This is a genomic window from Vibrio sp. Isolate22 (genome assembly GCF_022398115.1).
GTDB lineage: Bacteria > Pseudomonadota > Gammaproteobacteria > Enterobacterales > Vibrionaceae > Vibrio.
Genome location: NZ_JAKEUW010000057.1, coordinates 1 through 25,007, shown reverse-complemented (window position 1 = coordinate 25,007; position 25,007 = coordinate 1). Strand labels below are relative to the sequence as shown.

The 25,007-nt window shown below is 43.4% G+C and carries 21 protein-coding genes and 1 pseudogene; 14 read left to right on the top strand and 8 right to left on the bottom strand.

Going from position 1 to position 25,007, the window contains the following annotated elements; translation table 11 throughout:
• The first annotated feature begins 421 nt into the window (after nt 1-421).
• The 3 genes from L1D55_RS22360 to L1D55_RS22350 all read left to right on the top strand — a co-directional run bounded on the left by L1D55_RS22360 (nt 422) and on the right by L1D55_RS22350 (nt 3,381).
• Nucleotides 422-907 (top strand): type II secretion system protein, encoded by a 486-nt coding sequence (locus L1D55_RS22360; protein ID WP_239918898.1) that lies wholly within the window; start codon nt 422-424, stop codon nt 905-907.
• Between the two features lie 219 nt (nt 908-1,126).
• A complete protein-coding gene (locus tag L1D55_RS22355) occupies nt 1,127-1,822 on the top strand; it encodes an NAD(P)H-binding protein (protein ID WP_239918897.1) in 696 nt (231 codons plus the stop codon).
• A 185-nt stretch (nt 1,823-2,007) separates the two neighbouring features.
• Entirely contained in the window at nt 2,008-3,381 is a 1,374-nt protein-coding gene (locus tag L1D55_RS22350) for an L-cystine transporter (protein ID WP_171367112.1), read from the top strand.
• Nucleotides 3,382-3,476: 95 nt separating this feature from the next.
• Here L1D55_RS22350 and L1D55_RS22345 read toward each other — a convergent pair.
• Both L1D55_RS22345 and L1D55_RS22340 read right to left on the bottom strand, forming a co-directional pair.
• A pseudogene (locus L1D55_RS22345) lies at nt 3,477-3,861 on the bottom strand (heme-binding protein).
• Between the two features lie 9 nt (nt 3,862-3,870).
• Nucleotides 3,871-4,875 carry an aldo/keto reductase gene (locus L1D55_RS22340; RefSeq protein WP_239918896.1) on the bottom strand — a complete coding sequence of 335 codons (1,005 nt, stop codon included), beginning with the start codon at nt 4,873-4,875 and terminating at the stop codon, nt 3,871-3,873.
• A gap of 142 nt (nt 4,876-5,017) precedes the next feature.
• Here L1D55_RS22340 and L1D55_RS22335 point away from each other — a divergent pair, with 142 nt between their 5' ends.
• The 6 genes from L1D55_RS22335 (at nt 5,018) to L1D55_RS22310 (ending at nt 13,278) form a co-directional block, all read left to right on the top strand.
• Nucleotides 5,018-5,902 carry a LysR family transcriptional regulator gene (locus L1D55_RS22335; protein WP_239918895.1) on the top strand — a complete coding sequence of 295 codons (885 nt, stop codon included), beginning with the start codon at nt 5,018-5,020 and terminating at the stop codon, nt 5,900-5,902.
• Nucleotides 5,903-6,165: 263 nt separating this feature from the next.
• Complete coding sequence (locus L1D55_RS22330; RefSeq protein WP_239918894.1) at nt 6,166-6,927, top strand: YdcF family protein; 762 nt, start codon at nt 6,166-6,168, stop codon at nt 6,925-6,927.
• A 410-nt stretch (nt 6,928-7,337) separates the two neighbouring features.
• Nucleotides 7,338-8,810 carry an aerolysin family beta-barrel pore-forming toxin gene (locus L1D55_RS22325; protein ID WP_239918893.1) on the top strand — a complete coding sequence of 491 codons (1,473 nt, stop codon included), beginning with the start codon at nt 7,338-7,340 and terminating at the stop codon, nt 8,808-8,810.
• 180 nt (nt 8,811-8,990) lie between these two features.
• Nucleotides 8,991-11,276 (top strand): hypothetical protein, encoded by a 2,286-nt coding sequence (locus L1D55_RS22320; protein WP_239918892.1) that lies wholly within the window; start codon nt 8,991-8,993, stop codon nt 11,274-11,276.
• A gap of 4 nt (nt 11,277-11,280) precedes the next feature.
• On the top strand, nt 11,281-12,900 hold the full coding sequence (locus L1D55_RS22315; protein WP_239918891.1) for a M91 family zinc metallopeptidase: 1,620 nt from the start codon (nt 11,281-11,283) through the stop codon (nt 12,898-12,900).
• 195 nt (nt 12,901-13,095) lie between these two features.
• Complete coding sequence (locus tag L1D55_RS22310; protein ID WP_239918890.1) at nt 13,096-13,278, top strand: hypothetical protein; 183 nt, start codon at nt 13,096-13,098, stop codon at nt 13,276-13,278.
• 163 nt (nt 13,279-13,441) lie between these two features.
• On the opposite strand, the gene L1D55_RS22305 is transcribed toward L1D55_RS22310, so the two are convergent.
• The gene (locus L1D55_RS22305; protein WP_239918889.1) at nt 13,442-13,963 is read right to left on the bottom strand and encodes a DUF2058 domain-containing protein; all 522 of its coding nucleotides are present in this window, start codon (nt 13,961-13,963) and stop codon (nt 13,442-13,444) included.
• Between the two features lie 425 nt (nt 13,964-14,388).
• On the opposite strand from L1D55_RS22305, the gene L1D55_RS22300 reads away from it, so the two are divergent.
• Entirely contained in the window at nt 14,389-15,723 is a 1,335-nt protein-coding gene (locus L1D55_RS22300; RefSeq protein ID WP_239918888.1) for a sphingomyelin phosphodiesterase, read from the top strand.
• 15 nt (nt 15,724-15,738) lie between these two features.
• Nucleotides 15,739-16,695, top strand: a complete 957-nt coding sequence (locus tag L1D55_RS22295; protein ID WP_239918887.1) for a chromosome partitioning protein ParA — start codon at nt 15,739-15,741, stop codon at nt 16,693-16,695.
• Between the two features lie 51 nt (nt 16,696-16,746).
• On the opposite strand, the gene L1D55_RS22290 is transcribed toward L1D55_RS22295, so the two are convergent.
• Nucleotides 16,747-17,781 carry an AraC family transcriptional regulator gene (locus L1D55_RS22290; RefSeq protein WP_239918886.1) on the bottom strand — a complete coding sequence of 345 codons (1,035 nt, stop codon included), beginning with the start codon at nt 17,779-17,781 and terminating at the stop codon, nt 16,747-16,749.
• A 158-nt stretch (nt 17,782-17,939) separates the two neighbouring features.
• Here L1D55_RS22290 and L1D55_RS22285 point away from each other — a divergent pair, with 158 nt between their 5' ends.
• The gene (locus L1D55_RS22285) at nt 17,940-18,953 is read left to right on the top strand and encodes a DUF2804 domain-containing protein (RefSeq protein WP_239918885.1); all 1,014 of its coding nucleotides are present in this window, start codon (nt 17,940-17,942) and stop codon (nt 18,951-18,953) included.
• A 74-nt stretch (nt 18,954-19,027) separates the two neighbouring features.
• Nucleotides 19,028-19,876: a sterol desaturase family protein gene (locus tag L1D55_RS22280; RefSeq protein ID WP_239918884.1), complete on the top strand. Its 849-nt coding sequence runs from the start codon at nt 19,028-19,030 to the stop codon at nt 19,874-19,876.
• A 10-nt stretch (nt 19,877-19,886) separates the two neighbouring features.
• Here the strand turns inward: L1D55_RS22280 and L1D55_RS22275 are convergent, their stop codons facing one another.
• From L1D55_RS22275 to L1D55_RS22260, 4 genes are read right to left on the bottom strand one after another with little or no spacing between them, the layout of a single operon-like run.
• A complete protein-coding gene (locus tag L1D55_RS22275; protein WP_239918910.1) occupies nt 19,887-22,337 on the bottom strand; it encodes a carboxypeptidase-like regulatory domain-containing protein in 2,451 nt (816 codons plus the stop codon).
• A gap of 54 nt (nt 22,338-22,391) precedes the next feature.
• The gene (locus L1D55_RS22270; RefSeq protein ID WP_239918883.1) at nt 22,392-23,102 is read right to left on the bottom strand and encodes a molecular chaperone; all 711 of its coding nucleotides are present in this window, start codon (nt 23,100-23,102) and stop codon (nt 22,392-22,394) included.
• Entirely contained in the window at nt 23,099-23,548 is a 450-nt protein-coding gene (locus tag L1D55_RS22265; protein ID WP_239918882.1) for a DUF4402 domain-containing protein, read from the bottom strand. The genes L1D55_RS22270 and L1D55_RS22265 overlap by 4 nt, the downstream gene beginning before the upstream one ends.
• Before the next feature lie 51 nt (nt 23,549-23,599).
• Nucleotides 23,600-24,034, bottom strand: a complete 435-nt coding sequence (locus L1D55_RS22260; protein ID WP_008217484.1) for a DUF4402 domain-containing protein — start codon at nt 24,032-24,034, stop codon at nt 23,600-23,602.
• 803 nt (nt 24,035-24,837) lie between these two features.
• On the opposite strand from L1D55_RS22260, the gene L1D55_RS22255 reads away from it, so the two are divergent.
• Nucleotides 24,838-25,007: transposase (locus L1D55_RS22255; RefSeq protein WP_239918909.1), on the top strand; the 170-nt coding region annotated here is incomplete at its 3' end.

The following is a 25,007-nucleotide window of genomic DNA, read 5'->3' as shown; positions in this document are numbered from 1 at the left end:
CCGGTTGAAAAAAGTAAAGCTCAGTAAATTGATTTAGGAGGTACGATGATTCCAAACTCAAGCAAAAGAAAACCAAATAAATCAAGCAAGAAAACGAGCAAAAAGGTAAGGAAAATCCCATTGTCCTTCACCTAAAATTTGCGAAGAAAGTAACAAGCCCGTCGCCCAACGGGCTTTGTTATTTTTGGGGTTTTGAGTTTTTAAATCATATCAACACAAGATTTCATTGGCTCATTAAAATCTCAATAGTTAGACAATCAGTTCATTTTAAAGCCATTCCGCCACCCAAAAACCAAGCATTGGCTCACTTGTCACACTCCGTAAACTTAGCCTTACATTTCATAAGCTTATAAGTGACTAGAGTTTATTTACTCTCGAACCCTAGTTGTTAGTATCGCCCCATTAATCATTAAGGGGATTTATGAAGAACAAAGGCTTTACATTAATCGAGTTAGTCGCCGTGATCGCTGTTTTAGGCATTATCGCTGTGGCAGCAGCACCGCGCTTTTTGAACATCAAGTCTGATGCAACCATAGCCACTCTCGATGGGTTCATTGGAGCCTTCAACGCAACCAATAAAGTAGTCATGGGCAAAGCAACTATTGAAGGTCTAGAGAATGAAAAGCTCGCGCAATTGCCGGACCAAGATAAATGGATTCGATGGGGCGCTATTGCATTAGATTCAAACATTATCAAAAACGCGATGCAGACTGATGACTATCAGTTGCTCAGCTATGGGCCAAAATTCAACCCAACCCTCATAGTCTACACGGGCAGAGAAAGGCAATTTAGAGAGCTAAAGGGCTATAACTGTTTTGTTCAATTCACTAGGTCTTACACATTAGATCAAACCCAACTCATCAACATTGGCGATCTGACAATCAATAAATTCTATGACGGGTGTTAATCCCTTAACTTGAAAATCTATTACGAACATTCTTTGCCAAATCTCTTTCAGCCCGTATACGCGGGCTTTTTTGTTCCCACAACACGACTTTCCTATAGCTAATGCCAATCGCTCGTATCTAATTTGCACGTGCCTTCACATTAAAAGCGAACAAATTTTCGTCATTGATCAAGAAGGTTTAAATTGAAACAGTGACTTACGTAAACGTTAGGGATAGTTATGAGCATTTCTGGAGATAAGACATCAATCATAGTGGCTGGTGCTACCGGGCTAATTGGTCGTCATGTGATGAACCTGCTTATCAACGAGCCTGCAATAGAGCACATTTACGCTTTGTCCCGAAGAGCGCTCGATCCACAGTTCCACTCAGAAAAGCTCCACACGCTGATTCACAGTGCTCTGCAAGTCACCAGTTGGGACGAAACCAAAACCACACCCAACTTAGGGGTGATCTGCTTAGGTACCACCAAGAAAAAGGCAGGCTCGAAAGAAGCATTACGAAAGGTAGATGTTGAGCTTGTCAGCCAAGTCGCACAATCGATGAAGTTCTTGGGAGTGCAAAGGGTCGCGGTCGTATCAAGCTATGGAGCATCGGTCGATTCCTATTCACCTTACCTCAAATGCAAAGGTCAAATGGAGCAGAACTTAAAGCGTATCGGCTTCAAGCAACTGTTCATTGCGCGTCCAGGGCCATTGGTTGGCGAACGAGAAGAACCAAGAGCCGACGAAAAACTGCTACAAAGCGTGTTTCCACTTCTATCGCCTTTTATGTTTGGGAAATTCAAAAACCTACGCCCTATTCAATCGAAAGATGTCGCTCAGGTCATGTTGTTCCGATTGTTCGAAAATAATTTCCAAAATATCGAAATTTACTCGTCGAGCGACATGCTCAATTTATTGGCAAAATATCGCTAAAAAGCTCACCTATTCACCATAATGTTGAATATCCACTCATACCATTCAGTGGATATTACCTATTGTTCTATTTAATTACTTTTCCTTATTTTACGTTTTGTTACAGGTCGCTACTGTAGCTAACAGTATTTGCGCCCATATATCTAAGCGCCCTATCGATTCAAAGAAATTCATAAGGAAAATAAATGTCATTTTCAGCTATCGCTGCCTTAGCGGTATTCACTGGTATCCTCTTCTTTCTCTACGGACAGCAGAAAAAAGAAAACACGTTGTCGCGCTTGGTTCTATTAGGTTTAGTTTTCGGTAGTGCTTTTGGTCTTGGCCTTCAGTTGCTATTTGGTGAAGGTAATCCTGTTATCAAAGAAACGCTAGACTGGGTAAACATTGTCGGTCGTGGTTACGTTGGCCTACTGAAAATGGTGATCATGCCATTAGTATTGGTTTCAATGATTGCTGCAGTAGTGAAACTTGAGAAAGGCGGTTCACTGGGCAAAATTTCTGGCATCACGATTTCTGTATTACTTGCGACAACGGCAATCTCTGCGATTGTAGGTATTGTTGTGACTCAAGCATTTGGCCTATCTGCTGAAGGTTTAACAGAAGGTGCTCGCGAAACAGCGCGTATCGCAACACTAGAAAGCCGCATTGGTACGGTTGCGGATCTAACGATTCCACAAATGCTGGTTAGCTTCATTCCAACTAACCCATTTGCAGACCTAACGGGTGCTCGCTCTACATCTATCATCGCGGTTGTTATCTTTGGTGTGCTAACGGGTATTGCTGCACGTAAAGTAATGGCAGAGAAAGAAGAGCTAGAATCACCAATTCGTACGTTCGTTGAAGCGGCTCAATCTATCGTGATGCGCTTAGTTAAGATGATCATGGCACTAACGCCATACGGCATCGCAGCGTTAATGGCGAAAGTAGTGGCAACATCAAGCGCTTCTGACATTTTAAGCCTACTTGGTTTCATCGTAGCGTCTTACGTTGCAATTCTGCTGATGTTCGTTGTTCACGGTGTGTTGGTTTCTTTTGTTGGCGTAAACCCAAAAGAGTATTTCCAAAAAATCTGGCCTGTTCTAACGTTCGCTTTCACTTCGCGTAGTTCTGCAGCAACGATTCCACTGAACGTTGAAGCTCAAATCACGAAGCTAAACGTGCCACCAGCAATTGCTAACCTATCTGCTTCTTTTGGTGCAACAATTGGTCAAAACGGTTGTGCGGGTATCTACCCTGCAATGCTAGCAGTGATGGTTGCACCTACGGTTGGCATCGACCCTATGGACATCAACTTCATCCTTTCTCTAATTGCAATCATTACAGTGAGTTCTTTCGGTATCGCAGGTGTAGGTGGTGGTGCAACGTTCGCAGCACTTATCGTACTGCCAGCCATGGGTCTGCCAGTAACAATTGCAGCACTGCTTATCTCTATCGAACCACTTATCGATATGGCTCGTACAGCGCTTAACGTATCTGGTGCGATGACAGCCGGTACGATTACAAGTCGCCTATTAGGTAAGAAAGACAAGCAACAAGATTTGGAACAAGCGAACGCTTAATTCTGAATCCAAAGCCAAATAGACAAAAACCGATGCCCATGCATCGGTTTTTTATTATCTGTCTTATCTCAGAGCCACGATGTAAAAAGTAGAACTTAAAGCACCAACCGAATCACGTTCTCAGCTAATGCCTCATCGTCGTCTTCACTCAATCCACTAATACCTATAGCGCCGATCACCTGCCCTTGATGTTCAATTGGAACACCGCCTTTGAAACCTGTGATCCTAGAGTCGGTCCAGTAGTTCAAGTCTTTTCCTGTCTCTCTTGCCCAAGTTACCACTCGGTTGTCTATCTCTAGCTGAGGTATAAGCTTTGTTTTGTGCCAACAGCCCCGCTTGCACACTCACGTTATTCATTCGCAAAAATGCCAACAGTTCACCGTGTGTATCACATACACTTACTGCAATAGCTTGATCGTTGTTTCCAGCGATATCGACGGCTTTGTCTACGAGCTGCTGCACCAGATTTTGATTCAACATATTCAGCTCCTACGGCAATGCCTGACCACGCGAATACACGTATAAGTTGTACCACTCTTCTCGAGTGAGATTAATTTGTGTTGCTTCTGAAGACGCCTTGATTCGACCTAGGTTGGTAGTGCCAATGACAGGTTGGATACCTGCTGGGTGACGAAGTAAAAACGCCAGTACAATCGCTTCACTTTCTACGCCGTATTGGTTTGCTAACTGCGCGACATAATGCGCGGTATTTTTCACGTTCTCGTGTTCTGAATACAAGCCTTGCTCTGCAAAACGACCTTGCGCCAAACAGCCCCATGCTTGCAGTTGAATACCCTTCATTTGGCAATGCTCCAATGTGCCTGCAGCAAAATCCGATTGGTGATGACCTTGCGAGTTAATCATCACGCCATCATTCAACCAATCAAGCTTTGCTAAGCTCATTTCAATTTGGTTGGCGACAATAGGTTGGCCGAGCGCCGACTGTAGATATTGGATTTGGTGACTGTTCATGTTAGACACACCAAAGAAATCTACCTTGCCCTGAGCTTTGAGATTCTCAAGCGTTCTTGCCAGTTCATCGAGCTCCATCAGCGGATCAGGGCGATGCAAAAACAACACGTCGAGCTTTTCGGTGTTTAAGCGATTCAGAATGCCTTCTACCGATTGGCTTACCCAACCTGCCGAGAAATCATAACGTCCCACGTTGCCTTCACCTTCAAAACGAATACCACACTTGGATTGAATGAACATTTGATCACGCAACTCCGGTGCTTGTTGTAGCGCTTGACCAAAGGCTTGCTCTGCTTTACTGAAAGTATAAATATCAGCATGGTCAAACAGGTTGATTCCCGACTCTAGTGCCGTGTCGATTACGCTACGTGTTTGTTTTATATCTACTGCCGTCACCGTGTTGTCGTTCCAACCACCTCCAAGCCCCATACATCCATAGGCGATTTGTCCGACGCCCGGTAAGTGTTTTGATAAAGGAATGTTGTTATCAATTTTGCTGATTGAGTCACTGCTGTTCGTCATACCTGATCTCGCTTTGAAGTTGTAATACCACTAAATATGCCTTTATCTTATTGTCCTTTTTAAAAAACAGAATATGCTAATAGCGAAATAATTGTTTTCTATACCGAACAATGGGCGCGAGCAGATTTGAAGGAATACACGAATGAACGAGCATAAGAGAATAGAACGACTGATTCTATTTGTAGAGTTAGCTCAACAACTTAACTTTACCAAGGCAGCGGAAAAGCTCGGCATATCCAAGAGCTACCTTTCAGAGCAAATCAAGCGTCTTGAGAATGACTTGCAGTGTCCCCTTCTCGTTCGAACCACACGCAGTGTTCGATTAACTCAAGAAGGCGAGCGCGCATTGCAACAAGGGTTAACCATTCGTTCTCAGGTATTGCAGCTTGAACGCAGTGTTTCCGAACAGCACGATATCGTCAAAGGTACTTTGCGGCTCACCGCACCAAAGATGTTTGCAGAAGCCTTCTTGTTCGACATCTGTCAAAAATTTAGACAGCAATACCCTGAGATTCGCTTTGAGATAAACAGCAGTTATACCAACTTTAACCTCAACCACGATGATATCGACATCGCTTTTCGAGCAACCAACACCCCACCAGACAACATGATTGCGAAGCATTTATTCGCCTATCAACATGATTTAGTGGCAACTCCCGGTTACCTTGACCAATTTGGTCGTCCCACCAATGTGAGCGACTTAAATAGTCACCAGTGTTTAGCCACACTGCATCAAACTGAGTGGCCTTTAAAATCTGCAAGCATAGATGTTTCAGGCTGGCTCTCAAGCAATGACAATCACCTACTTAAACAGCAAGCCATGTCGAGCAACGGCATTATTCGTATTGCCAGTTATTACGTTGACAACGAGGTTAAACGTGGAGAGCTAGAACGAGTATTACCTGACGAGTGCTTACAGCAAGGGAACAGTATTTATCTGTTCTATCCGCAAGTTATTTACCCTGCTAAAAAGCATCAAGTGTTTATTAAGTTTGTTCAGAATTACTTTGAAAATTTAAACGAATAGCCGATTGAGGTTATAGATTAGGAATCAATTAACAGTACAGCAAAAGGTTTAAATAACCTTATAAATTGCTGGCTATTATCTGAGAATAGCTATCGAACAATAATAAAGCGTTTTTGTGGACCTATTCATTTGTTATAAACGTTAAGCGTGCATTTGTTCAATAATACAATGGGTTATCTGGAGTAATTTTATAAAAATGATATATGATGCACCACTTCAAACATAGCATTTACCCATAGCAAAAGTTCGATAACAGGATTCCAATGAGCTTTATTATACTTTTACTCCTTCTATTATTCGTTTTCGCGACTCGTTTACTTCAGTGGCGAAAAACCTCTTATTTTCTTTCCTTTGTTCTCTTATCGTCATTTGTGCTGATTGGTACGGGCTTAATTCCTCGTTATTTATTAGATGGTCTGCAAGCAAATTACGAAAGTAAACCAGATATACAATGGTCGGATAATAATGCGATTGTTCTTCTCGGTGCTGGCACTCAGTTTATTCAAAGCACACAAGATTTCGAACCAACATTTTTCTCTTATGGTCGAATCAGTGAAACGGCAAGCCAATATAAAGATTGTGCAAAATCGGACACTAAGTGCAAAGTAATCATAAGTGGTGGTGACGCACAAGGCAACGGCGTGACAGAAGCGGAAATTTACGAGCAACAATTGCTGAGACTTGGTGTGCCAAAAACTGACATCATCCAAGAGCCTAACAGCGTGAATACATGGAAAAATGCACAGCTAACCAGCGACCTCATGAAGCACCACCAATTCGACAATATTATTCTGGTTTCATCTGGCCTACATATTCGCCGCAGTGAGCTCTATTTCAACCACTTCGGATTAGAGGTAATTCCGGTTAGATCAGATTACATGGCAGCGCAGGTTTCGTGGCTTCCTTTGTGGTACAACTTTGCTGTAACTGATTTCGCACTGCACGAGCAAATCGGTTTTGCGAGGTACAATATCTACAACTTTATGGGTTGGAACAGCAAACGCGAGAAGCCTGGTGATGCATAACGCATTACTCTTTGGTTACCGATAAAGCTCTAACTAAAGCAATTACATAGATGATAATGCAGCGACGACCCTAAGGTTATCGCTGCATTTTTTTATGCCAGTGATACTCCAAAGTTAAACTATCTCCCTTCAATTTCTAGACTCCTCAACACTAGTCACTTTCTAATCCAACCTATTTACTCATCAAAATAGAATACAAAAAGTAAAAGCTTTATCAAGCAACGCTCTTCCAACTGTAAGACTCTGAAATATATATGGATTTATTTTCAACTCATTTCAGTATTTTTGCGATCCTTTTATGTGACAGAGTACCTGCGGCTAGGGGCCCTCGGCTTCACACCATATATAAAACAAAACTAAAAATAGAATCTAACAAAAATAGCCAAACAATGGCCATTAGGAACTCATTCATGTTCAACGTCAGTAAAACTGTACTAATTAGCGCTGCCATATCGTTAACGCCTCATTCCGCTAACGCAAAGATCTACTCAGACCAAGTCGTGTTAGACAATCTTGGCGAGGATAGTTGTCGTCATGACTATCGCCCACTTACTTACTCAGAAGCACAGGAGCACAAAGCGGCCCTTGTTTCTCGTATGAACGTTTGGGATATCATAGGCCTTCAAGATGATTGGGTGATCATGGGCTCTGGCTACCACGGCCTTATCAAGCATGGCCAGCCAAATGAAAAAACCTGGTGTTACCCTAATAAACCTGAAGCGGGCTTACCCTACTATGATGCACAAGTTATCCCAGAAAGCAGCAATCTTGAGGTTCAAAGAACCCTAGTCAACGACAATTCGAACTTCGTTAGACCATTAGCATACCTAGCAAACAACCTTGGTTATGCGTGGGTCGGTGGCGACAATGCCCGTTATGTCGGACAAGACATGGCGATAACGCAACTTAGTGATCGTTGGGAAATCAAAGGGAATAGTAATGGAAGCTGTTCAGGTGACCGTTGTAATGAGAAAACGACGATTACAGTCGATAACTTTTCCTACACACTGGATACTCAGGGATTCTCGTACGGCACCGTTAAAGAGACAGACCAAGAGCAGATCAACACCCTTTCCGCTTATGCAATCAACGTGACAGATCAGCCGAAACAGATCATCGTCGATCTGCATTTCCTACAGACCACACAGTGGAACAAAACCAATCGCTTTGATCTCGCGGACGTTGTTACACTCGACGAGGACTTTAGCTGGCCTCAAGCAGGAAAAACGGATGTGCGAGTGGTGTTAGAAAAAGGCCAGCATTTCTCTGATACCAATAGTGGTCAACATTCTGAGGCTAGTGACCTTCAAGCCATCTTAACGGTACCCGCTAACTCTGTGCTTCCTTTTCAAGTTGAGTTCTTGCGCTCAACTATCTCTTACCCTTATCGCATCAAAGCAAACATGGGTTACGACGTGAACTTCACAGGATTTCTGCGCTACAGCGGCAATGCTTTAGATTCACACCCGACCAACCGCCCTACAGTCTCACACACGTTTACCATGGGTACCAACAGCGATGAGCAAGCCAATATCCGTTACCAATGGGACCACCGTTACATTCCTGGTGAGATGAAATGGTGGGATTGGAGTTGGGCAATCAATGAATATGGCCTGAGCAGCATGCAATATGCCGCAGGAGCGAGTGTTCGCCCGTTTTACTCTCATGTGTCTGGTCAGTTTAATGCAGAGTCACAATACTCTGGGATGATCGATATCGGTGCTGAGCACTCTGTCGATTCATTTGATGTTGTGGGCGTATTAACTAACCACAAAACCTACCATGCTGGCGATATAACCGTCGTGACCGATTTCGATCCTGAAGCGCTAGATCGACTCGGTTATCGCGATGCCCAGCTAATGATTACTCCAATACAACACTAAAAACACAGCTGTATCCCAACATTAAGCTCATCACTTGGGTGGTGAGCTTTTTTGCTACTTCCATATCCAAAAGCCAACGCACTAATTCAACAACCATTCTGGGCAGTTTCTATCTGTCGTCCGTGAACAGTGTCGAGAAGTGCTTTTACTCCTAACCACCCAAAAAGCCAATATTTAACTATGACCAAGAAAACCCATTTATGGCGGCTCGCTGCCATTGTCTATAGCCCCTTATCCGTCGCATTTTGTCTTAGCGACGGCGTCCAAGATACTCAATCATTAGATGCAATTAACCAGAATCGTATTACATCCTGGGCTCGAAACGAAGTGTATTCAGAGCCACAGTTTGGCATTGCACTTGGCGAACTCGAGCACGGTGCTCATACGAACTCATTTTCTGCAGCTTGGCCACAAACAGAGCAAGCACTCGCGAGCGTCCCCCAAACTTTTGAAAGCCCACTGAGCGAACAAAGTCTATTCAACCGCCTCGGTAAAGCGGGATCTTCTACATTGGAAGTTCTAGGGCCAGTTGGAGATGCGGTTGCAGTGGGCTTTTGGCTAGACAATATGGTGAGTACATTTTCTCAGGAATCCTCTACCCGCCTTGATAAAGCTGCGTCTGTTTTTTCCATCGTTCCGCTAGTGGGTGATGAGTTAAACCTATTGTCGAGTGATATAAAGTACTTCGCGGCCAAACAGAAAATTGAAGAGTTTGAGCAACAAACACACTACGTATTCGCTAACCACTCATCAGAATTTGCTCGGTTTCACCACAAAAAAGAAGACGCGATTACACTACTCAATAAATATGACAATCACGTAAAGCAGACCGCTTCTATGTATGTCGACCACCTACTTCTGCAAGCTGATACCGAATATCGCCGATTAGCTTCTGCATACGACAGGCAGCTATCTAAGCAGATGGCACGGATCGACCTAGAGCTTTTGAAATCCCTAGGCCATGTTTCTATTGATGTGAATTTGCACCAACCTTTATGTCAGGAATCGTATACCTCCCCTAGTAATCTCGAAAGCTGCGTTCGTCATCAAGGACCAGCTCGAATTGATGACCTAATCAACAAGTTGAATTCGAGCGCCTATCACGAGCTGGCTTTAAAAATACACACCAAGAAAACGGAACTGGTCGGCATTGCTTTTCGTCAGCTGGACGAACACCGACAAAGATTAATCAACGGAGTAAGCAACAGAGCAAAACCACACATCACTGCAATGATCAATCAAAGCACACTCAACCGAGGCACCTTGGAGTTTCAAGCGAGACAGAGTGGCTTAAGAGAGTATGCAAAAGAAATGTGGGATATCGATTACCTCAGCGAGGAACAACTCAAAACCGCGACTGTAGAGATACGTCCCGCAAGAACTTGCTGGGGCATTCCTTCCGTTGCTCCTGGAGGAATCCAAGCTTCTATCGATGCATGTAGAGATTCGGATGCTCTATACGATACTTATCACCCTAAAAAAGACCCTGAGCTCTCAAGCGTATTGATGAAAAGAGTCGAGTTCAATGTCGACCAATATATAGCATCGAGAATAACCTCTGGCTGGCCTGCAGACTTGTTTAGAACTCAACTTGTTAATACCGCTAGCGCCTACATATCAGGCCAACTTTCTAATCAGATATTTGAGCAACAACTATCACTCCTCTCAAACTTGGAGACTCTGAGTTATCAAACAACATTGACGGATTACCTCAACAACAAGGGGCTCGATGGCCCTAAACTGGAAAATCGCACCAGCTGGTACCAGATCAGTCGCTGGTATGAACTTCTGCTAACCGAGCGTCCAACAGGTGGAGTGTTAAGCCAGATTAACCAATATGAGGTCTTTAAAAGTTTTATACAGCCTCAGTTTGAGCGTGCGATATCACTGTCATATATCCGCTCCCTCAATTATTCGCTCCCGTATCCAAGTGTTTATGCTGCACAAAATCTAAGATTCTACGCTCCTAAGATGGCGGACATCTTAGACGATGTGCTTGCTAAACCGGCAGCTCATGTTGAGCGAAATATGCAACAAGCGATCGATAAGATCTCAGAAATGGCAATGCAGACAACCAGTGCTAATGAGCTTCAATACTTATTGGGTGACCTGTCTCTTTATCTGCAAATTGCACAACACCAGCAGTCTGAAGCCAACACTTCACTAGGCAGCACTCATCAACATCAACTATTCAACAGTACGCTATCACCTCTGCATCTGAGCTATCTTTCGCAAGAGCATCAAGGCGCCATTACGTTTCAAGTTGGAGGAATCTCAACACATCCACTTTGGTCACACCTAGCTGATATCAAGAGCACGTTAAGCCAAGGGGATATTCAAACGGCAGTAACACAACTAGGAGCCATCGTTAAGGGGGATGACTTCACTATGCTTCCACACATCAACCATATGCTGCTTAGAGAGCTAGAAGATTGGATTGAAATCCAACTGGCATTAGAGGAATAAGTCTATGAAACATAAAATTACACGAACCTTCTTGGCCTTGTTACTGCTCATTAATTCAAGCCATACATTTGCTGGAAAAGGATCTGAATTTGGACTTTTTTATGATGCTCCAGACGGCGTAAAAGTCATCGAAGGATACAATTCTGCGGCTTATGGAAACCTTTATCTCATGTCGAAGAATCTATACGTGCAAACCAAGAGTGACGCCTACCTTGCAGACATGAGCGTGTTGATTCGTAACCTGCAGTTATCGCCAACAGGACGTGAGATTTTGCGACAAGTTGCTACCTACGAACCAGTAAATGCACCCGGTGATGCTGTTGAACCGTTAATTGAACATACGGTTGGAGTCGATCAATCAAAGGCCACTGTTGTCACTGTGATCAGAGAACCTGAAGGTCCAGGCCGACTATTCGAGACAGTGCCTTCGATATTCGAAGACCAGCAAAAGGCTTCATTGGCATGGCAACGACAATTTAATGGCAAAGGGGTATCAAATACGATTCTCTTCTCCACCACTGAGATGGTTAACATTCCAGGAAAGAACACACCATTTGATCAAACTGTTGCTTTAGGGCATGAGCTTATTCACGCTCGTGACTTTGCTTCCGGCGCTGTTCCGCAAGGCAATACACCACAATCTCATCGACATCCCGACACTAACCAGATCACAGAATATGTCATTCCGAATTATGAGTACCAAACAACAGGAATTGCACACTACAACAACGCTGAAAACGGGCGAGATCCTGTCATGGAAATCAGTAGTGCCAGACAATCAATGATCAACCTTCGCGAAGAGATGTATTTCCATTGGAAAGCACAGGGACAAGAAAAGGCGAAGGCGTATTTGAAAAATGAAAAAGTGGTGAGCGAGTTTCACTTGGCTGATGATCTAGGAAAAGAGAAGCGCAATACTTATTGGCCGAAAGAGCACTACAACTATCAACCCTATACTCTTGAAACCAGACCATCTGCAACACCTCAGCATGCCCCTAAATGGGATACCGTGGAAGGAAAACAAGCTCATATAGAAGTTAAACAAGCACTCCAACAATCATTGAATGAAGGGAGTAACCCAGCGATTGTTATCGTTGATGCTACCGAACAGCGCCTTTCTCAAAGCCTGCAAAACTCGCCAGCGCTGACACGAAGAGGCCTTAGTAACCAGAGTTCCATTTTGAAGTACGCCGCACAGAACGACATCAAAGTGGTCAACCTATACAGTGCCGCGAATGAAACACCACTGAGCTCGCTAAAGAAACGGAAAAAGAATCTGTTATATCGAGCGATTTCAGGTAAAAAGACAGAAGAGACTCAAGGTTACCAGGATGTTCAGTACAACGAAGGCAACCAAACAGCCCTAACCTCAGCACTAGAAGACAATGACGAAGTGTTAGTGATGGCCTACTCTGACGGCAAAGTAACAACAAATGTGATCGACAGTCTGTCAGAAAACATGCAAAAACAAGTGGTTGTATCGCGATACGCTAACTTGGATTACCAACCATCAAACCTTAGCGCAGAAGAAAGCACGGCATGGAAAGCGCTAGGTAGAAAAGACAATGTGCGAATGCTTGGAGGTGGTAGCCGCTCTCGCTTCAATATATGTAGCATCCAGTAAACAAGGCTCAAAAAGCCAGCTTGCGACCAGCTAAACATCATATACAGCTGGCCCTTTGTAGTGACTAACCGCAATTCCAAAGGGCCGGTTTATGACAAGCAAACCTGTTACGTGACTTAAAAATGCAATCACAACGACACAAAAGTTTGAGTTAATGGAGCTGGCTAAAGACAGAGATCCCTTACAGGAGGAGCTATGAAATACTGTCCATGTTGCTCAACAGAGTTAATCGAACGAGACGATATCCATATTTGTCCACGTAACGAAATTGGTGACTGTTATTTTGATGGTTATGAGCAATCTCATATTGAATACCATCAGCTCAAAGACTGCCCACAAGACTCAACGTTCGACATTGCCGAGATTATTGCTGATTAACGCTTAGTACGTGAGCAAGTTTAAAGCACATCTCAAATAAAGAACTTAAGCACACTTGCATGTTGGCGAAAATTAAAAGGCCCTGATGGTAGTTCCATCAGGGCCTTTTGTTGTCTTGCTACGCCATAAACATACTGCGAATCAAGCAGCGGTTAACTTGGTGTTACCACATTAGATCATCAGGAATCACGAAGTCTTTGTACGGGTCATCCTCGTCAACTTCATCAGTGCTTGTTGTTTGAGTATCAACGATTGACTCCTCATCACGCATAGCGATTTTGTTTGCTACCGCTGTTGGAATCACAACATAGCTTTCGCCCTGACGTGCAATACTCAAGATACCTTTACTCAATTGCTTTTGAGTCAGCTCTTCAACGTATAGGTATTTAACCAAAGTACCGTCAGTGAAGTTATATTTGATTTCACCATTTTTCAGGTCGATCTTGTTCATGTCGATCAGCTGCTTCACTTGAGCTTTGATCTCTTTGCTCAACTGCTTTTCTTTCAGCTGTTGGTTTAGCTCTTTATCTTTCGCTTGCTGCGCCAGTTTGTTCTCTTCTGCTGCCGCTTTTGCTTCACGAGCTTGAACACGAGACTTTTTAGAGCCCTTCTTCGCCTTCTTTAATTTTTTCTCATTTACCAAGCCAGCTTTAAGCATCTGCTCTTGGAGTGTTAACTTTGCCATGACTTTCCCAGTTCAGGATTAAAAACGGCTCTATCATACCTGTTTTTGTACTTTCTGTTTACTGAACAAATCGAAATTACGGATCAATTATTAGATTTATTTAAGTCACGCTAGGTAAATCGTCGTGTCGCTTTGCGTTAATCGCACTCCACACTTTGAACGTAATAACCGGTTAGATTTTCAATACCTAAAGCTAAAATTCTGGTCGGAATATGCCGCTTCAGATATCTGATTGTTCTCTATTTCACGCGCGCGTAACACTTATCATTCCATTAAAACAATGCTTTCATTTTCAATAAATGATTGATTTTATAAAACCTTGGCATATATCTCATAATTTAATATTGCATATAGAGTTATAACTCAAACGTAATATCTATTGACTACGTTATTCATTACACCCATCAGTAAGGATAACGTAAACAATGAAAAATCAATGGACTTGCTTGAGTGCATTACTTGCATCAGCTTCATGCTTATCTACCACAGCTATCGCCGATACCGACGTGTATCTGACCAATAACACCAATCAAGTAATGACGATTCAAGCCAGTCACAGTGGTACAGACCTCCTTAAGTTTGGAGAGGAATGGCAACAACACATCGACACAATTGGCCCTTGGGAGACGAAAAAACTGATCAGCTTTAATCGCTGGACTGGTGTTAAATCAGGGGAAACTTATCAATTCAACACTGTGGTTTCGAATACTGTGGGTGAAAGTATCACTCTCAATCAAACCATGAAGGGACACTGGTACAACTCTACCTTACAACATGGCTTAAGTGCTGCTGATATCAACCTAACCCTTCACAACGACCGTAATATCCACCGCAGTACAACCGATGCCTTTGACGTAAATACCGAGCTTGCACTCAAAGCCGATAACACTGCACGCTACGATGATATTTACTACACCATCACGCCAGAAAAAGTAGACGAACAGCCGGAGCCAGATGCGAATACACTAAAAGTCATGACATACAACATATGGGCACTCCCTGTCATTGCTTCACACATTGGTGACCGTTATGACCTGATCCCGCAGTATGTCAAAGGTTACGATGTACTCGCGCTTCAAGAGGTGTTTGCTAACGGCCGAGATGAATTATTACGTGAACTGGCCAAAGAGTACCCTTACCAAACTAAGATGCTCGATAAAGATGGCATCAACATCTATGACGGCGGTGTGATTATTGTCAGCCGCTACCCTATCGTCAATGAAGCTCAGTATGTATTTCCCGACTGTACCGGCACTGATTGCTTTGCTGACAAGGGTGTGAACTACGCTGAGATCATCAAAAATGGCCAGGCTTACCATGTGTTCGGTACTCACACTGCATCGTTCGACACGGACACCGCTCGTGACTATCGACAACGTCAATTCAAGCAAATGCGCGCGTTGGCTCAATCTTTAGATATTCCAGCGTCAGAAACGGTCGTTTACAGCGGCGACTTCAATGTAAACAAGCTTAAATTTCCTAGCGATTACCAAGAGATGTTTGCCAACCTAAAAGCGATTGAACCCGAGTATTCAGGCTATACTGCGTCGACATTCGATCCACGTATAAATAACTTCGCCGGTGAACCAATGTCTGGTGGAGAGAATGTCGAATACCTAGACTATGTAGTGGTGAGTTCTGAATACGCTGTGAAAACGCATAACAATAACCGCGTCGATGTGCCTCGCTCCACCAGCAGTGAACTCTGGAAACACTACAACCTTTCAGACCATTTCCCTGTTAGTGCAGTCATCAAGTAGCGCGGTAAAGTACCAATGCAACGCGTTATATTAATCATCATGCTCACCGCATTGGTGGGCATGATTAGCTATTCATGGTCATCAAAAGAACCTGAAACTTCGCCTCCTTTGGTTGAACACAGCGGCGTTTCTGATTTCACCGAAGATCGCCCGTTGACCGCTAGTCACATCGCCGACAATCGAACAAACACTTCATACCCAACAGATGAACCAGAATCTTTTGATCACGTTGTTTTTGCAGAGCAGCTGTTAGATCTCAAGGGGAAAACCTTGTTTAGTGAGCTTGACCAGTTTTGGGGGCTGTGCCAACAAGCTAGCAGCTGCAAGGCACAACTCATTCTGTTACAAGATGAATTACCGAGCGAATGGTTTGAATTACTCAGCCACTACCCAGCTCTCTCTGCAGAGTGGAAATCGGTCGAGAGCACCATGCCTCTTGAATCGATAGAGACCTTAGAAGAAAGGGTTCGTGTATTCGAGCAGTCTGCACAACAAGTATGGGGGGAACTTGCTCACCAGCTATTTTCCGATCAGTTCGCACACTTAAACTTCACGCTTAGCGCTAGCTTAATCAAAGAAGTCGAAGCAACGGAATTTGTTTCACATTACCAAAACCTACTTATGGAATGGGAAGGCCAAGCCGAAGTATTAAACGCAGATACCGCAGCCAAAAAATACGAACTCGCAATCTCGTTACTTCCGAGTAGCCTGAGTCCAACCGAGCTAGTCTCCATTAAAAGAGAACTGCAAGAGACCTATTTAGATGAATCACAAGCAAACAACATTGTGGCTCGTGAACAACAAGTAGCCCAGCAACAGCAAACGGTGGCGACTTATCACGAACAGTTCGCTCAACTTAAGTCGTCCTTAGATGTGCTGCGGTCCACCAGCCATAGGGACTGGAGCACTCAAGAATGGGATAACTACTATCAACAACAAGTGTCTAGCTTTCGGGAGAGCTTCTTTAGATAATGTCGTTCTACAATCTAACCCCAATCACCAGCCAGCTAGCGTGAGAGCGGATCAACTGAGGTCATCGCGAAACTGTGCTGGTGATTTATGAAGCCAGCTCTTAAATGCCCTTCTGAAATTGGCAGGATCACTGTAGCCAAGCCTTTCACCAACATCGTCAATACTCATGTTTGTAGCGAGCAGTAGCTCTTTGGCTAATTCGACTCGCACTTCTGTCAGTAGTTGCTGATAACTCGTTTCATAATTGCTCAGTTCGCGTCTAAGGGTACGAGAACTGCAACCAAACAGCTTTGCCAGTCGCTCTATGCTCGGGAAATGACCTGCAGTTTGATAAAAGATGGTTTTGATTTGGTTAGTAAGCAGATGCTCAGAGTCCAACGTCTCAACAATCGACTGACAAGACCTAAGGTAACGTTTTAGAGTCGAGGCATCATGAGTCGGTAACACCCGCAATAAAACAGAAGCATCGAACCTAAGCTCACAGATATTTTGCTCAAAAGTGACCTTACACCGAAAGCGCTTATCATAGAGTTTTGCGTAATTTGGACTTGGGTAAGGTAACGATAGAGCTTCAATCGATAACGCTTCCCCGGTCAACTCCTTAAACAATGAGACGATTGAACTAAGAAAGTACTCACTGCAGAAAGGAAGCAATTCGCCGACCTCTAGCGTGTTCTCGATTTGTATCGCAGCGAGTTCGCCATCACGAATCAACTTTACCGAAAAGATAGGACCATTTAGCCGCAGATATTTAAAGCCGGCTTTGATCGCCTCTTCAACATTTGGGCTGGTTGATAACGCATAACCTAACACCCCAAAATGACTCAAGCTCGCATGCTCTCCAAGTCGCAAACCCAACCCCTCATTCGGGAAATTCTGATTCGCGACCCGAAAGATAGACAGTTTATCTGCGTATGTGAGCTTTCCATTTGGGTCTCTCCAATCTAGGCAATCCAATCCCGCACAACCAAGCAGTGTTTCAACGTCTACGCTTTTTTTCTCTAACGTATTGAGTAAAAGTGTGACATCTAAGGTACCTAGCTGGTGGCGATGCTCCGTTGGCATATACTCTGCGATAATTTCCAATCAAATCTCCCTCATCACTCATTGCACTTAGGTCACTAAGGTATTCCATAGTGACCAAGTCGTGAATTAGCACGTACTCTTGTCCGAATATGACCTCCAAATTCTACTAAACTCACCGCACAATAGGATTAGTTGTTAAATTAATGTGAAGCCTCGCAATGATAAACACACTTCCAGCTCCAGTCTGCGTGATTAACTCCGATGGTCAACCAACCATCGGGCATTTCGATGGCATCCCAAAACAACTAAACATAGAAAACTTTGATTATCGAAATGCCATGGACGCAAAAGCAAACCCTTGGCATAAACACTTCCACTACAAACAATTTCAGTTTGTAAGCTTAGTTACACAGACTCACATCATTGGCGTTGCTATTGCTGACATTCGTTACTTGAGTTCGGCATTTTGTTACGTATACGACATAGAGAATAATCACCTAGAAGAGTCCAATTGGCTGCGACCTTTGGGGCTTGATAAGCAAATCACCCACTCCCCCTTTGAAGGTACGACAAAAATTGCAGGTCAAAGCATCGCTTTCAATATCAAAGAAGGACAATGGAACGTAGCAATCAACACCAAGCTCATTAAAGCTGATTTTTGCTTGCTGCCAGCTCCCGATAGCTTACCTATGTCGATGTGCACACCAACCGGTTATTCAGGGTGGACCTACACACAAAAACACAATGCACTCAAAGTAACTGGGACACTTGAGATAGACCAACATGAGGTCTCTCTTATCAATGCAAGTGCTGGCTATGACTTTTCCGCTGGATACATGAGGCGTGAAACCAGTTGGCGTTGGGCTAGCATCAACGCGCTAGTCAATAACACGAACATTGGCCTTAATCTCGCGGCCGGAGTTAATGAGACGGGTGGCTGTGAGAACGTACTGTGGATTAACAGCGCCCGGCACTTACTTAGTGATGCTCAGTTTACATTTAGCCGCCAAGATACCCATTTACCTTGGCAGATAACGTCTATTGATGGTCGTATCAACCTGACTTTTACTCCCACCAACCATCGCAGCGAGAAGCTCAACCTATGGCTGTTAAAGAGTAACTTTCGCCAGTTCATCGGGCACTTTTCTGGCTCAATCCAAGACAATGATGGCATCACGCACCAACTCAATAATGTACTTGGTTTGACGGAAGACCACTTTGCTCGTTGGTAACCGAATATTCTCACGGCTTAATCACGAGTTATGACCAAGACACCTCAAGTATGACTTCTCGACAAGGATAAAACATGAATATCGACGCATTAATCAATCATCCAGAATGGCTGCTGTTGGTACTGGCACCTTTATTCATGATTTGCATGCTGGCCGAGTATTTCATTGGTCAGAGACAAGGACGATTACCAGATAACTCCAACTATAAGCTATCCGAGGTGATCTGTAATTTCACATTGGCAGGCATGCATCAGCTGTCGGATCTACTGACCGGACTGCTGATCGTTCAGCTTTACCTCTGGTTATTTGGTTGGCGTTTAATGGACATAGAGATAGGCGTGTTGAGTTTCATTGTGCTCATGGTTTTACAGGATTTTTTCTATTACTGGTTCCATCGAGCAAGTCATCGCGTTCGTTGGATGTGGGCCGCTCATGTAGCCCATCACAGCTCAGAAAGGATGAACTTTAGTACTGCATTTCGTCAAAGCTTAATGTACCCAATCGCGGGGATGTGGCTATTCTGGGTGCCATTAGTCATCATAGGATTCGACCCGAAATGGGTAATATTCGTCGTGCTTTTGAATCTTGGTTTGCAGTTTTTTGTCCACACACAGTGGGTTCGAAGCTTAGGGCCTCTTGAATACCTGTTTAACACACCATCTCACCACCGAGTGCACCACGGCAGGAATCCGCAATACATCGATAAAAACTACGCAGGGGTTTTGATAATCTGGGATAAGCTATTTGGTACATTTGAGCCAGAAGTGGAAACCGTACGTTACGGCGTCACCAAACCAGTCAACAGCTATAATCCCATTACGGTTACTTTCCAAGAGTGGAGAGCGATATTGAAAGACTTACGTAGCCAAAGGTTAACGCTTCAACAAAAAGTAAAGCTGATGCTCTCTCCTCCTACCGATTAAGCGTAATCAGTTAATAAACCTTATGAAAGTCGATCAGCTGGAATGTCAAGTCACTGACCCAGAAGTCGGCATCTAAATCGGCACCTTGTACGAATCGGTTATCCCCCATTTCTAGGGTGATAATGTATCTTCCAGCAATCAGGCCCTCTACCATGTAAAAGCCATCGCTTTCTATTTCACTAGAATATTCGGTGCCTTTCTGGATGTGTTTAAAGTGCAGGTATGCATTGCTCTCTATATCCCCTTCCACTGTGCCATCCACACCAAACGACACCACCATTTCAATAGGAGCATGAGTCTGTCCCACTTGCTTAGTGTTCACAAACACTGGATTCTGAATTGGGGTTAAGTTGAGGTCTAACGCTCCTTCATCGATATAAATTGGTAGCTTTTCCCTAGCTGGCACACTTGAGAACTCAAATCTTCCCTTCGAGTCACTGACAGCACGTTGATCGAGAACCTGTAAACTGACTCCGGCTATGGGTTGTTTATGATGGTCATACACAATGCCCGTCAGTTTAGAGTGGTTGTATCGATTCCATTCAACAAACTCGCCGATTTCTTCATCAAAGTAGGTTTTTGCGCCAAATTCCGTGGTCATTTCCACGCCATATCGATCTTCTGTCCCCTCCAGTTTAAACAGCAGGTACGGATTCACACGAGCTTCTAGAGAGGCAGTGAATGAGACCTGTTGTTTCTGATAACGCGCGGAAATGTTCGTGGTCAGCTCTTGAAACACCTCTAGAGGATCAAGCACGCACTCTTTACAGGCATTTCTCCATGAAAGTTCCGTGCGTTCGTGGTGCCCAGAACCATTCACTGTTCCAGATATATTCCACGAGGTGTCAGAAAAGCCGCTTTTAGCGAGCTCGACAGTATGCAAGTAACTGTCTTCGTGAGTATCTTTCGTGTATTGATAATCGCCAGCATAAGAAAGGAACAGATTGCTCGACACTTTGGCGTTCACTTTTGGCTCTACACTTAACTCGTCATCATCGTTTCTTACCGTTAAAAAGGCGGTCAGATTGGCAAGAGACAAGTTGTATTTGAAAACATCATACTCCATCGACTCTAAAGCCAATTCATCGGTCTTATTAAGCTCAATCGATGCAGACTGATCGCCACCTAACAAGATATCAAACTCCATGGGGAACCGATTAAAATCGGGTAACCAACCAATATGTCCAGCAAACCAATGTGTCGGTAAATATCGCCCCTGAAAACCGACTAAATCTTTGCCATGCTGCCGTCTGAAAGCACTACCCACGGTAAAGTAATCAGCGAGGCCATATTCTAGAGACACTGCGCCCGCTCGATCTGCGCCCTCGTTACCTACCACCTCAACACCCCACTCATTGCGCGGCAAAAAAGCATCTTCCAACCCAGCAACAGTGATCTCTTCTTCCTGCCACACCCCTTTTGATAAGTAGTAACGAAACTTAATGGTGTCACCGGGGGAAATGTTGTCTTCTTCAATAACAAAGCGCCCAAACTCATCAGAGCGATAAGTTCTTTGGTAGATGCCATTAACCAACACATCAATGCTGATATTCGGTTGAGTTGTACGCTCCAATTGTAAGTTGCCGAACTCTGGCTGACGGTTCCGATTGGTGTAGTAGAGACCGTCTTCAAGGGTTTGGTTAATCGTAAAGACGCTGCCATCCAACAATACATGCCCTAACTCAAGCGAACCCTCACCATCGTTCGTCTCAACCGCGATGTTGTAATAGACGATGGGCTGATCTTCTCTCGAATCGATAGATAATCGGGATAAGGAGTGTTCGGTGCTTAGAATGGTATCGGAAATGGCATAGACATCACCTCCCTCTTCACTATCGTGATATACAGACATTGCTACGCGTGTCGCTAAGCCCACCGTTGCTTGAGGCTCTACGACAGGCACGTTAGAGGCTCGTTTCAATTCTTCGGCTTTCTTGCGGGATTCATTTTTGATCTTCGAGATCACCGCTTCCAACTCGGTTAACGAACTGAACTCTGGCGACACGGTTAATCGATAATCATCAATATCCCAACGGACTTTTGCGGGAATACAGGCTTGTAAGCTGTACCAGTGGATATACGTTTCTGCATCAATCACCTCAAACTTAATCGACTGGATATTCGTATCATCGCGATAACAAATTGCTTGCTGGGTATCGACGATATAGGGAGGAGACTCTCTACCTACATCTTGCGGCAGGTAGATTTCACAATAGCCGTCTTCATCGCATTGGCCATTCATCTCTAGTAGAGAAAATGCCGCATTGGATATCGAAACAAACGGCTCTTCGTAGTCATCCATCATCACGCGATAAAAGCTATCACCGACTTGTCCTACTCGAACCTCGATATGAGCAGGATAGAGTTCGCTCGCCTCATCTTCACCTTGTAACTGTGATTGCGCGGGAAAAGGCAATAATGAGTAAAGCAAGACAAGTCGGAAAACCAGATGATGGAACATGGTTCTTGCCGTCACTCAGTTGAACGCCTGATCACTGATAATAGAGATGCCGGCCTACAGAACACATTCGTGCAAAGGTTGGTCGTTTTGTACTAATGACACCTTAGATCCTTTCGGAAACGGCTTGGTTAACTCCGCATTACGAAGTAACACTACCTTTGCACTGTGTTCATCAACATTCAGTTTGGCGCTAAACTGAAACTTACCATCATTGGTGATCTTAAGGTTCTGATCAGCACATTGGAACTTCACGTCCTGAACTTGCTCGCCTTTTTGAACATACACTGGAACATAACTATTGATATGGAAATTAAGCTCAAATGCTGAACCATTGTTCGAACGCACCGTTCTTGATAAATCATTCGCAGTCGCTTCAGATGCCTTCGCTATTGGAGAAAACCATAGATAAGCACGATACTCTCCATCAGGCATATCGTCAGGTAAGGCGTTCATACGCAAACGAACAGTGCGCCTTTGATTAGGCTTTAGTTCACGGATGATTGGTGGTGAGACCTTAATCCAATCAGCAATGTTTTCTGACTCAGCAATATTGGCGTCAGTGCGAACTAAGCCGCTTGCCTTTACTGAACGGTAGATGGGCTTTATCTCTAGTCGAATCGGTTCATTTGAATTATTCTCCACCACAATTTTCTCCGTGACTGAGGTATCAGCGTCTAGGACAAAGCGAGTCGGTGCGATAAGGAGTTGAGCGTAGGCTTGTGCAGTGAAAAGTAAGCCGAAAAAGCATGAGATAAATAACTTCATTTATAATTGACCTCAAAAGGGATAGTACTGGTATAAAGACCAGCAGGATGATTAGCGCCAATTTTTACTTTTGCACCAATACACAGAAGTTTGCTTCTCCCATTCCCTTTAATTTTCGCTCGGCCTCTCTTAGACAAGCCACAGCCAAAATAGAATTTCCTAATACGAAGGCGTTTCGATTTTTGAGAATGGTTGAGATATTGATTAGAAGGGAGCGAAACCACGATCTTTTTTCCCGGCTCGCCTTCAACATAAAAACGAACCACGTAAATCTGACCATTGGCTGGATTAGCATCGGCATTTTGTCCAGAACCAGAGATATACATACCTGGAAATTTCACTTCCATATTCTCAGGAATTATTTCCAGAGCATAGAACGGGCTTGAATATAGAGTCAGTCCGATATATACCGCGTATTTAACTACGCATTCAAATAGAGACTTCATAGTAAAAGCGGCTGCTCTATTGCAGCCACAATATTATACTAGTTTCATTAATTATTGGTAAGTAACATCGACTGCAACGTTTGCAGTATAAGTACCAGCTACCAGTGTTGCGCTTGAAGTACGAGCCGTACCACCAATATTAAGATCCGCAGTACCACCAGTTAGAGTTATAGCGTTGTTAAAATCAAACTCAGCAGCGATCGTATTTACACCGTTAACTAAGTTGGTATCAGAAATACTTACGGTCACCGTATCACCTGATTCACCCGAAAGTGTAAACGCCGCAGCTCCCGCATCACCTTGAGCAACAACAACATCTGTCGTGTTATCTGAAGTGATGATACCGAAATCTAAATCACTCGTTTTTGTCATTGTAATTGCTTGTTTTACTTCTAGTGTTGCATCAAAAGTGTCGCTCACAGCAAAAACGTTTGCTGAAGAGATAGAAAGTGCAGAGACAGCAACAACCTTAAAGACTTTATTCATTTCTTTAATCCTTTATATAAAATCGGCTTTATTATTAGGGTTACCTAATAGTCAACCAGAGTTAACAATTAAGTAACAACAATCCTATTTAGAAAATATATACATTGACACTTATTTATAAAGAAATGGGACGCATTGAGAATAAGATCACGCAAATTGATAGAAATAACACTAATAAAAATAATGGTATTAGAGTATTTCATCCAACAATATATAAAACTTGTTTTACATTCTAACCAGTTAATAATTCCATTTATTTAATCAAGAACACTTAAATTTTTAGAATATATTAAAAATACAGTACGAGATAAATTTGAAGTAAGACGAGAAAACGACGCATATAGATCAGCGTGTTGCAATAAAGTCTCAAATTTGAAACAAACGAGAGAAACCATAACCTTGTAATAAAATTGAAATATTAACCGGACAGGTATTAATGATTTAACCTCACTATTGATAGTGTACTAAAAATAAGACACATCAAATCATCTAACATTATTATTTGTTACGGTGATTAAGACTATTAAATAACGTCTAAAAAGGAGGATAATTTTATATTAATGACCGATTCTATAATTTGCTCTAATGACCTATTCAGTTTCATTTCTCACGAGCGTTGAATGCATTAAAGCGCGTGATATTGGAAGCTTGATGTAAGGTAGATGCAAGCGGTAACACACTCATTTTTAGACTCAGTAATACTTTTGCTGTCTTTTGACTGTCTAGGCGTTGTTGACTAAATCCGTTGGAACCTTTTCTCAGTCCTGCGATCTGATCCCATGTAGTAGAAGCATGGTGTTGTTATGGGTAAGTCGAAGAAGAAGATAGCGAACTGGAGTGAGTATAATGAAGCCTTGTGCAAGCGAGGCTCAGTAACGTTTTGGATTGACGACTCAGCCGTTGAAGCATGGCAATGTAAAAGTCACCATGGTAAACGAGGTAGAGGCTTTCAATTTTCTGATACTGCTATTGA

Coding starts and splice junctions, on each gene's coding strand:
- L1D55_RS22260 (WP_008217484.1), bottom strand. CDS start 24,034: ATGAATAAAGTCTTTAAGGTTGTTGCTGTCTCTGCACTTTCTATCTCT.
- L1D55_RS22295 (WP_239918887.1), top strand. CDS start 15,739: ATGCAACGCGTTATATTAATCATCATGCTCACCGCATTGGTGGGCATG.
- L1D55_RS22320 (WP_239918892.1), top strand. CDS start 8,991: ATGACCAAGAAAACCCATTTATGGCGGCTCGCTGCCATTGTCTATAGC.
- L1D55_RS22350 (WP_171367112.1), top strand. CDS start 2,008: ATGTCATTTTCAGCTATCGCTGCCTTAGCGGTATTCACTGGTATCCTC.
- L1D55_RS22280 (WP_239918884.1), top strand. CDS start 19,028: ATGAATATCGACGCATTAATCAATCATCCAGAATGGCTGCTGTTGGTA.
- L1D55_RS22325 (WP_239918893.1), top strand. CDS start 7,338: ATGTTCAACGTCAGTAAAACTGTACTAATTAGCGCTGCCATATCGTTA.
- L1D55_RS22335 (WP_239918895.1), top strand. CDS start 5,018: ATGAACGAGCATAAGAGAATAGAACGACTGATTCTATTTGTAGAGTTA.
- L1D55_RS22310 (WP_239918890.1), top strand. CDS start 13,096: ATGAAATACTGTCCATGTTGCTCAACAGAGTTAATCGAACGAGACGAT.
- L1D55_RS22305 (WP_239918889.1), bottom strand. CDS start 13,963: ATGGCAAAGTTAACACTCCAAGAGCAGATGCTTAAAGCTGGCTTGGTA.
- L1D55_RS22340 (WP_239918896.1), bottom strand. CDS start 4,875: ATGACGAACAGCAGTGACTCAATCAGCAAAATTGATAACAACATTCCT.
- L1D55_RS22360 (WP_239918898.1), top strand. CDS start 422: ATGAAGAACAAAGGCTTTACATTAATCGAGTTAGTCGCCGTGATCGCT.
- L1D55_RS22330 (WP_239918894.1), top strand. CDS start 6,166: ATGAGCTTTATTATACTTTTACTCCTTCTATTATTCGTTTTCGCGACT.
- L1D55_RS22285 (WP_239918885.1), top strand. CDS start 17,940: ATGATAAACACACTTCCAGCTCCAGTCTGCGTGATTAACTCCGATGGT.
- L1D55_RS22355 (WP_239918897.1), top strand. CDS start 1,127: ATGAGCATTTCTGGAGATAAGACATCAATCATAGTGGCTGGTGCTACC.
- L1D55_RS22300 (WP_239918888.1), top strand. CDS start 14,389: ATGAAAAATCAATGGACTTGCTTGAGTGCATTACTTGCATCAGCTTCA.
- L1D55_RS22265 (WP_239918882.1), bottom strand. CDS start 23,548: ATGAAGTCTCTATTTGAATGCGTAGTTAAATACGCGGTATATATCGGA.
- L1D55_RS22315 (WP_239918891.1), top strand. CDS start 11,281: ATGAAACATAAAATTACACGAACCTTCTTGGCCTTGTTACTGCTCATT.
- L1D55_RS22270 (WP_239918883.1), bottom strand. CDS start 23,102: ATGAAGTTATTTATCTCATGCTTTTTCGGCTTACTTTTCACTGCACAA.
- L1D55_RS22275 (WP_239918910.1), bottom strand. CDS start 22,337: ATGTTCCATCATCTGGTTTTCCGACTTGTCTTGCTTTACTCATTATTG.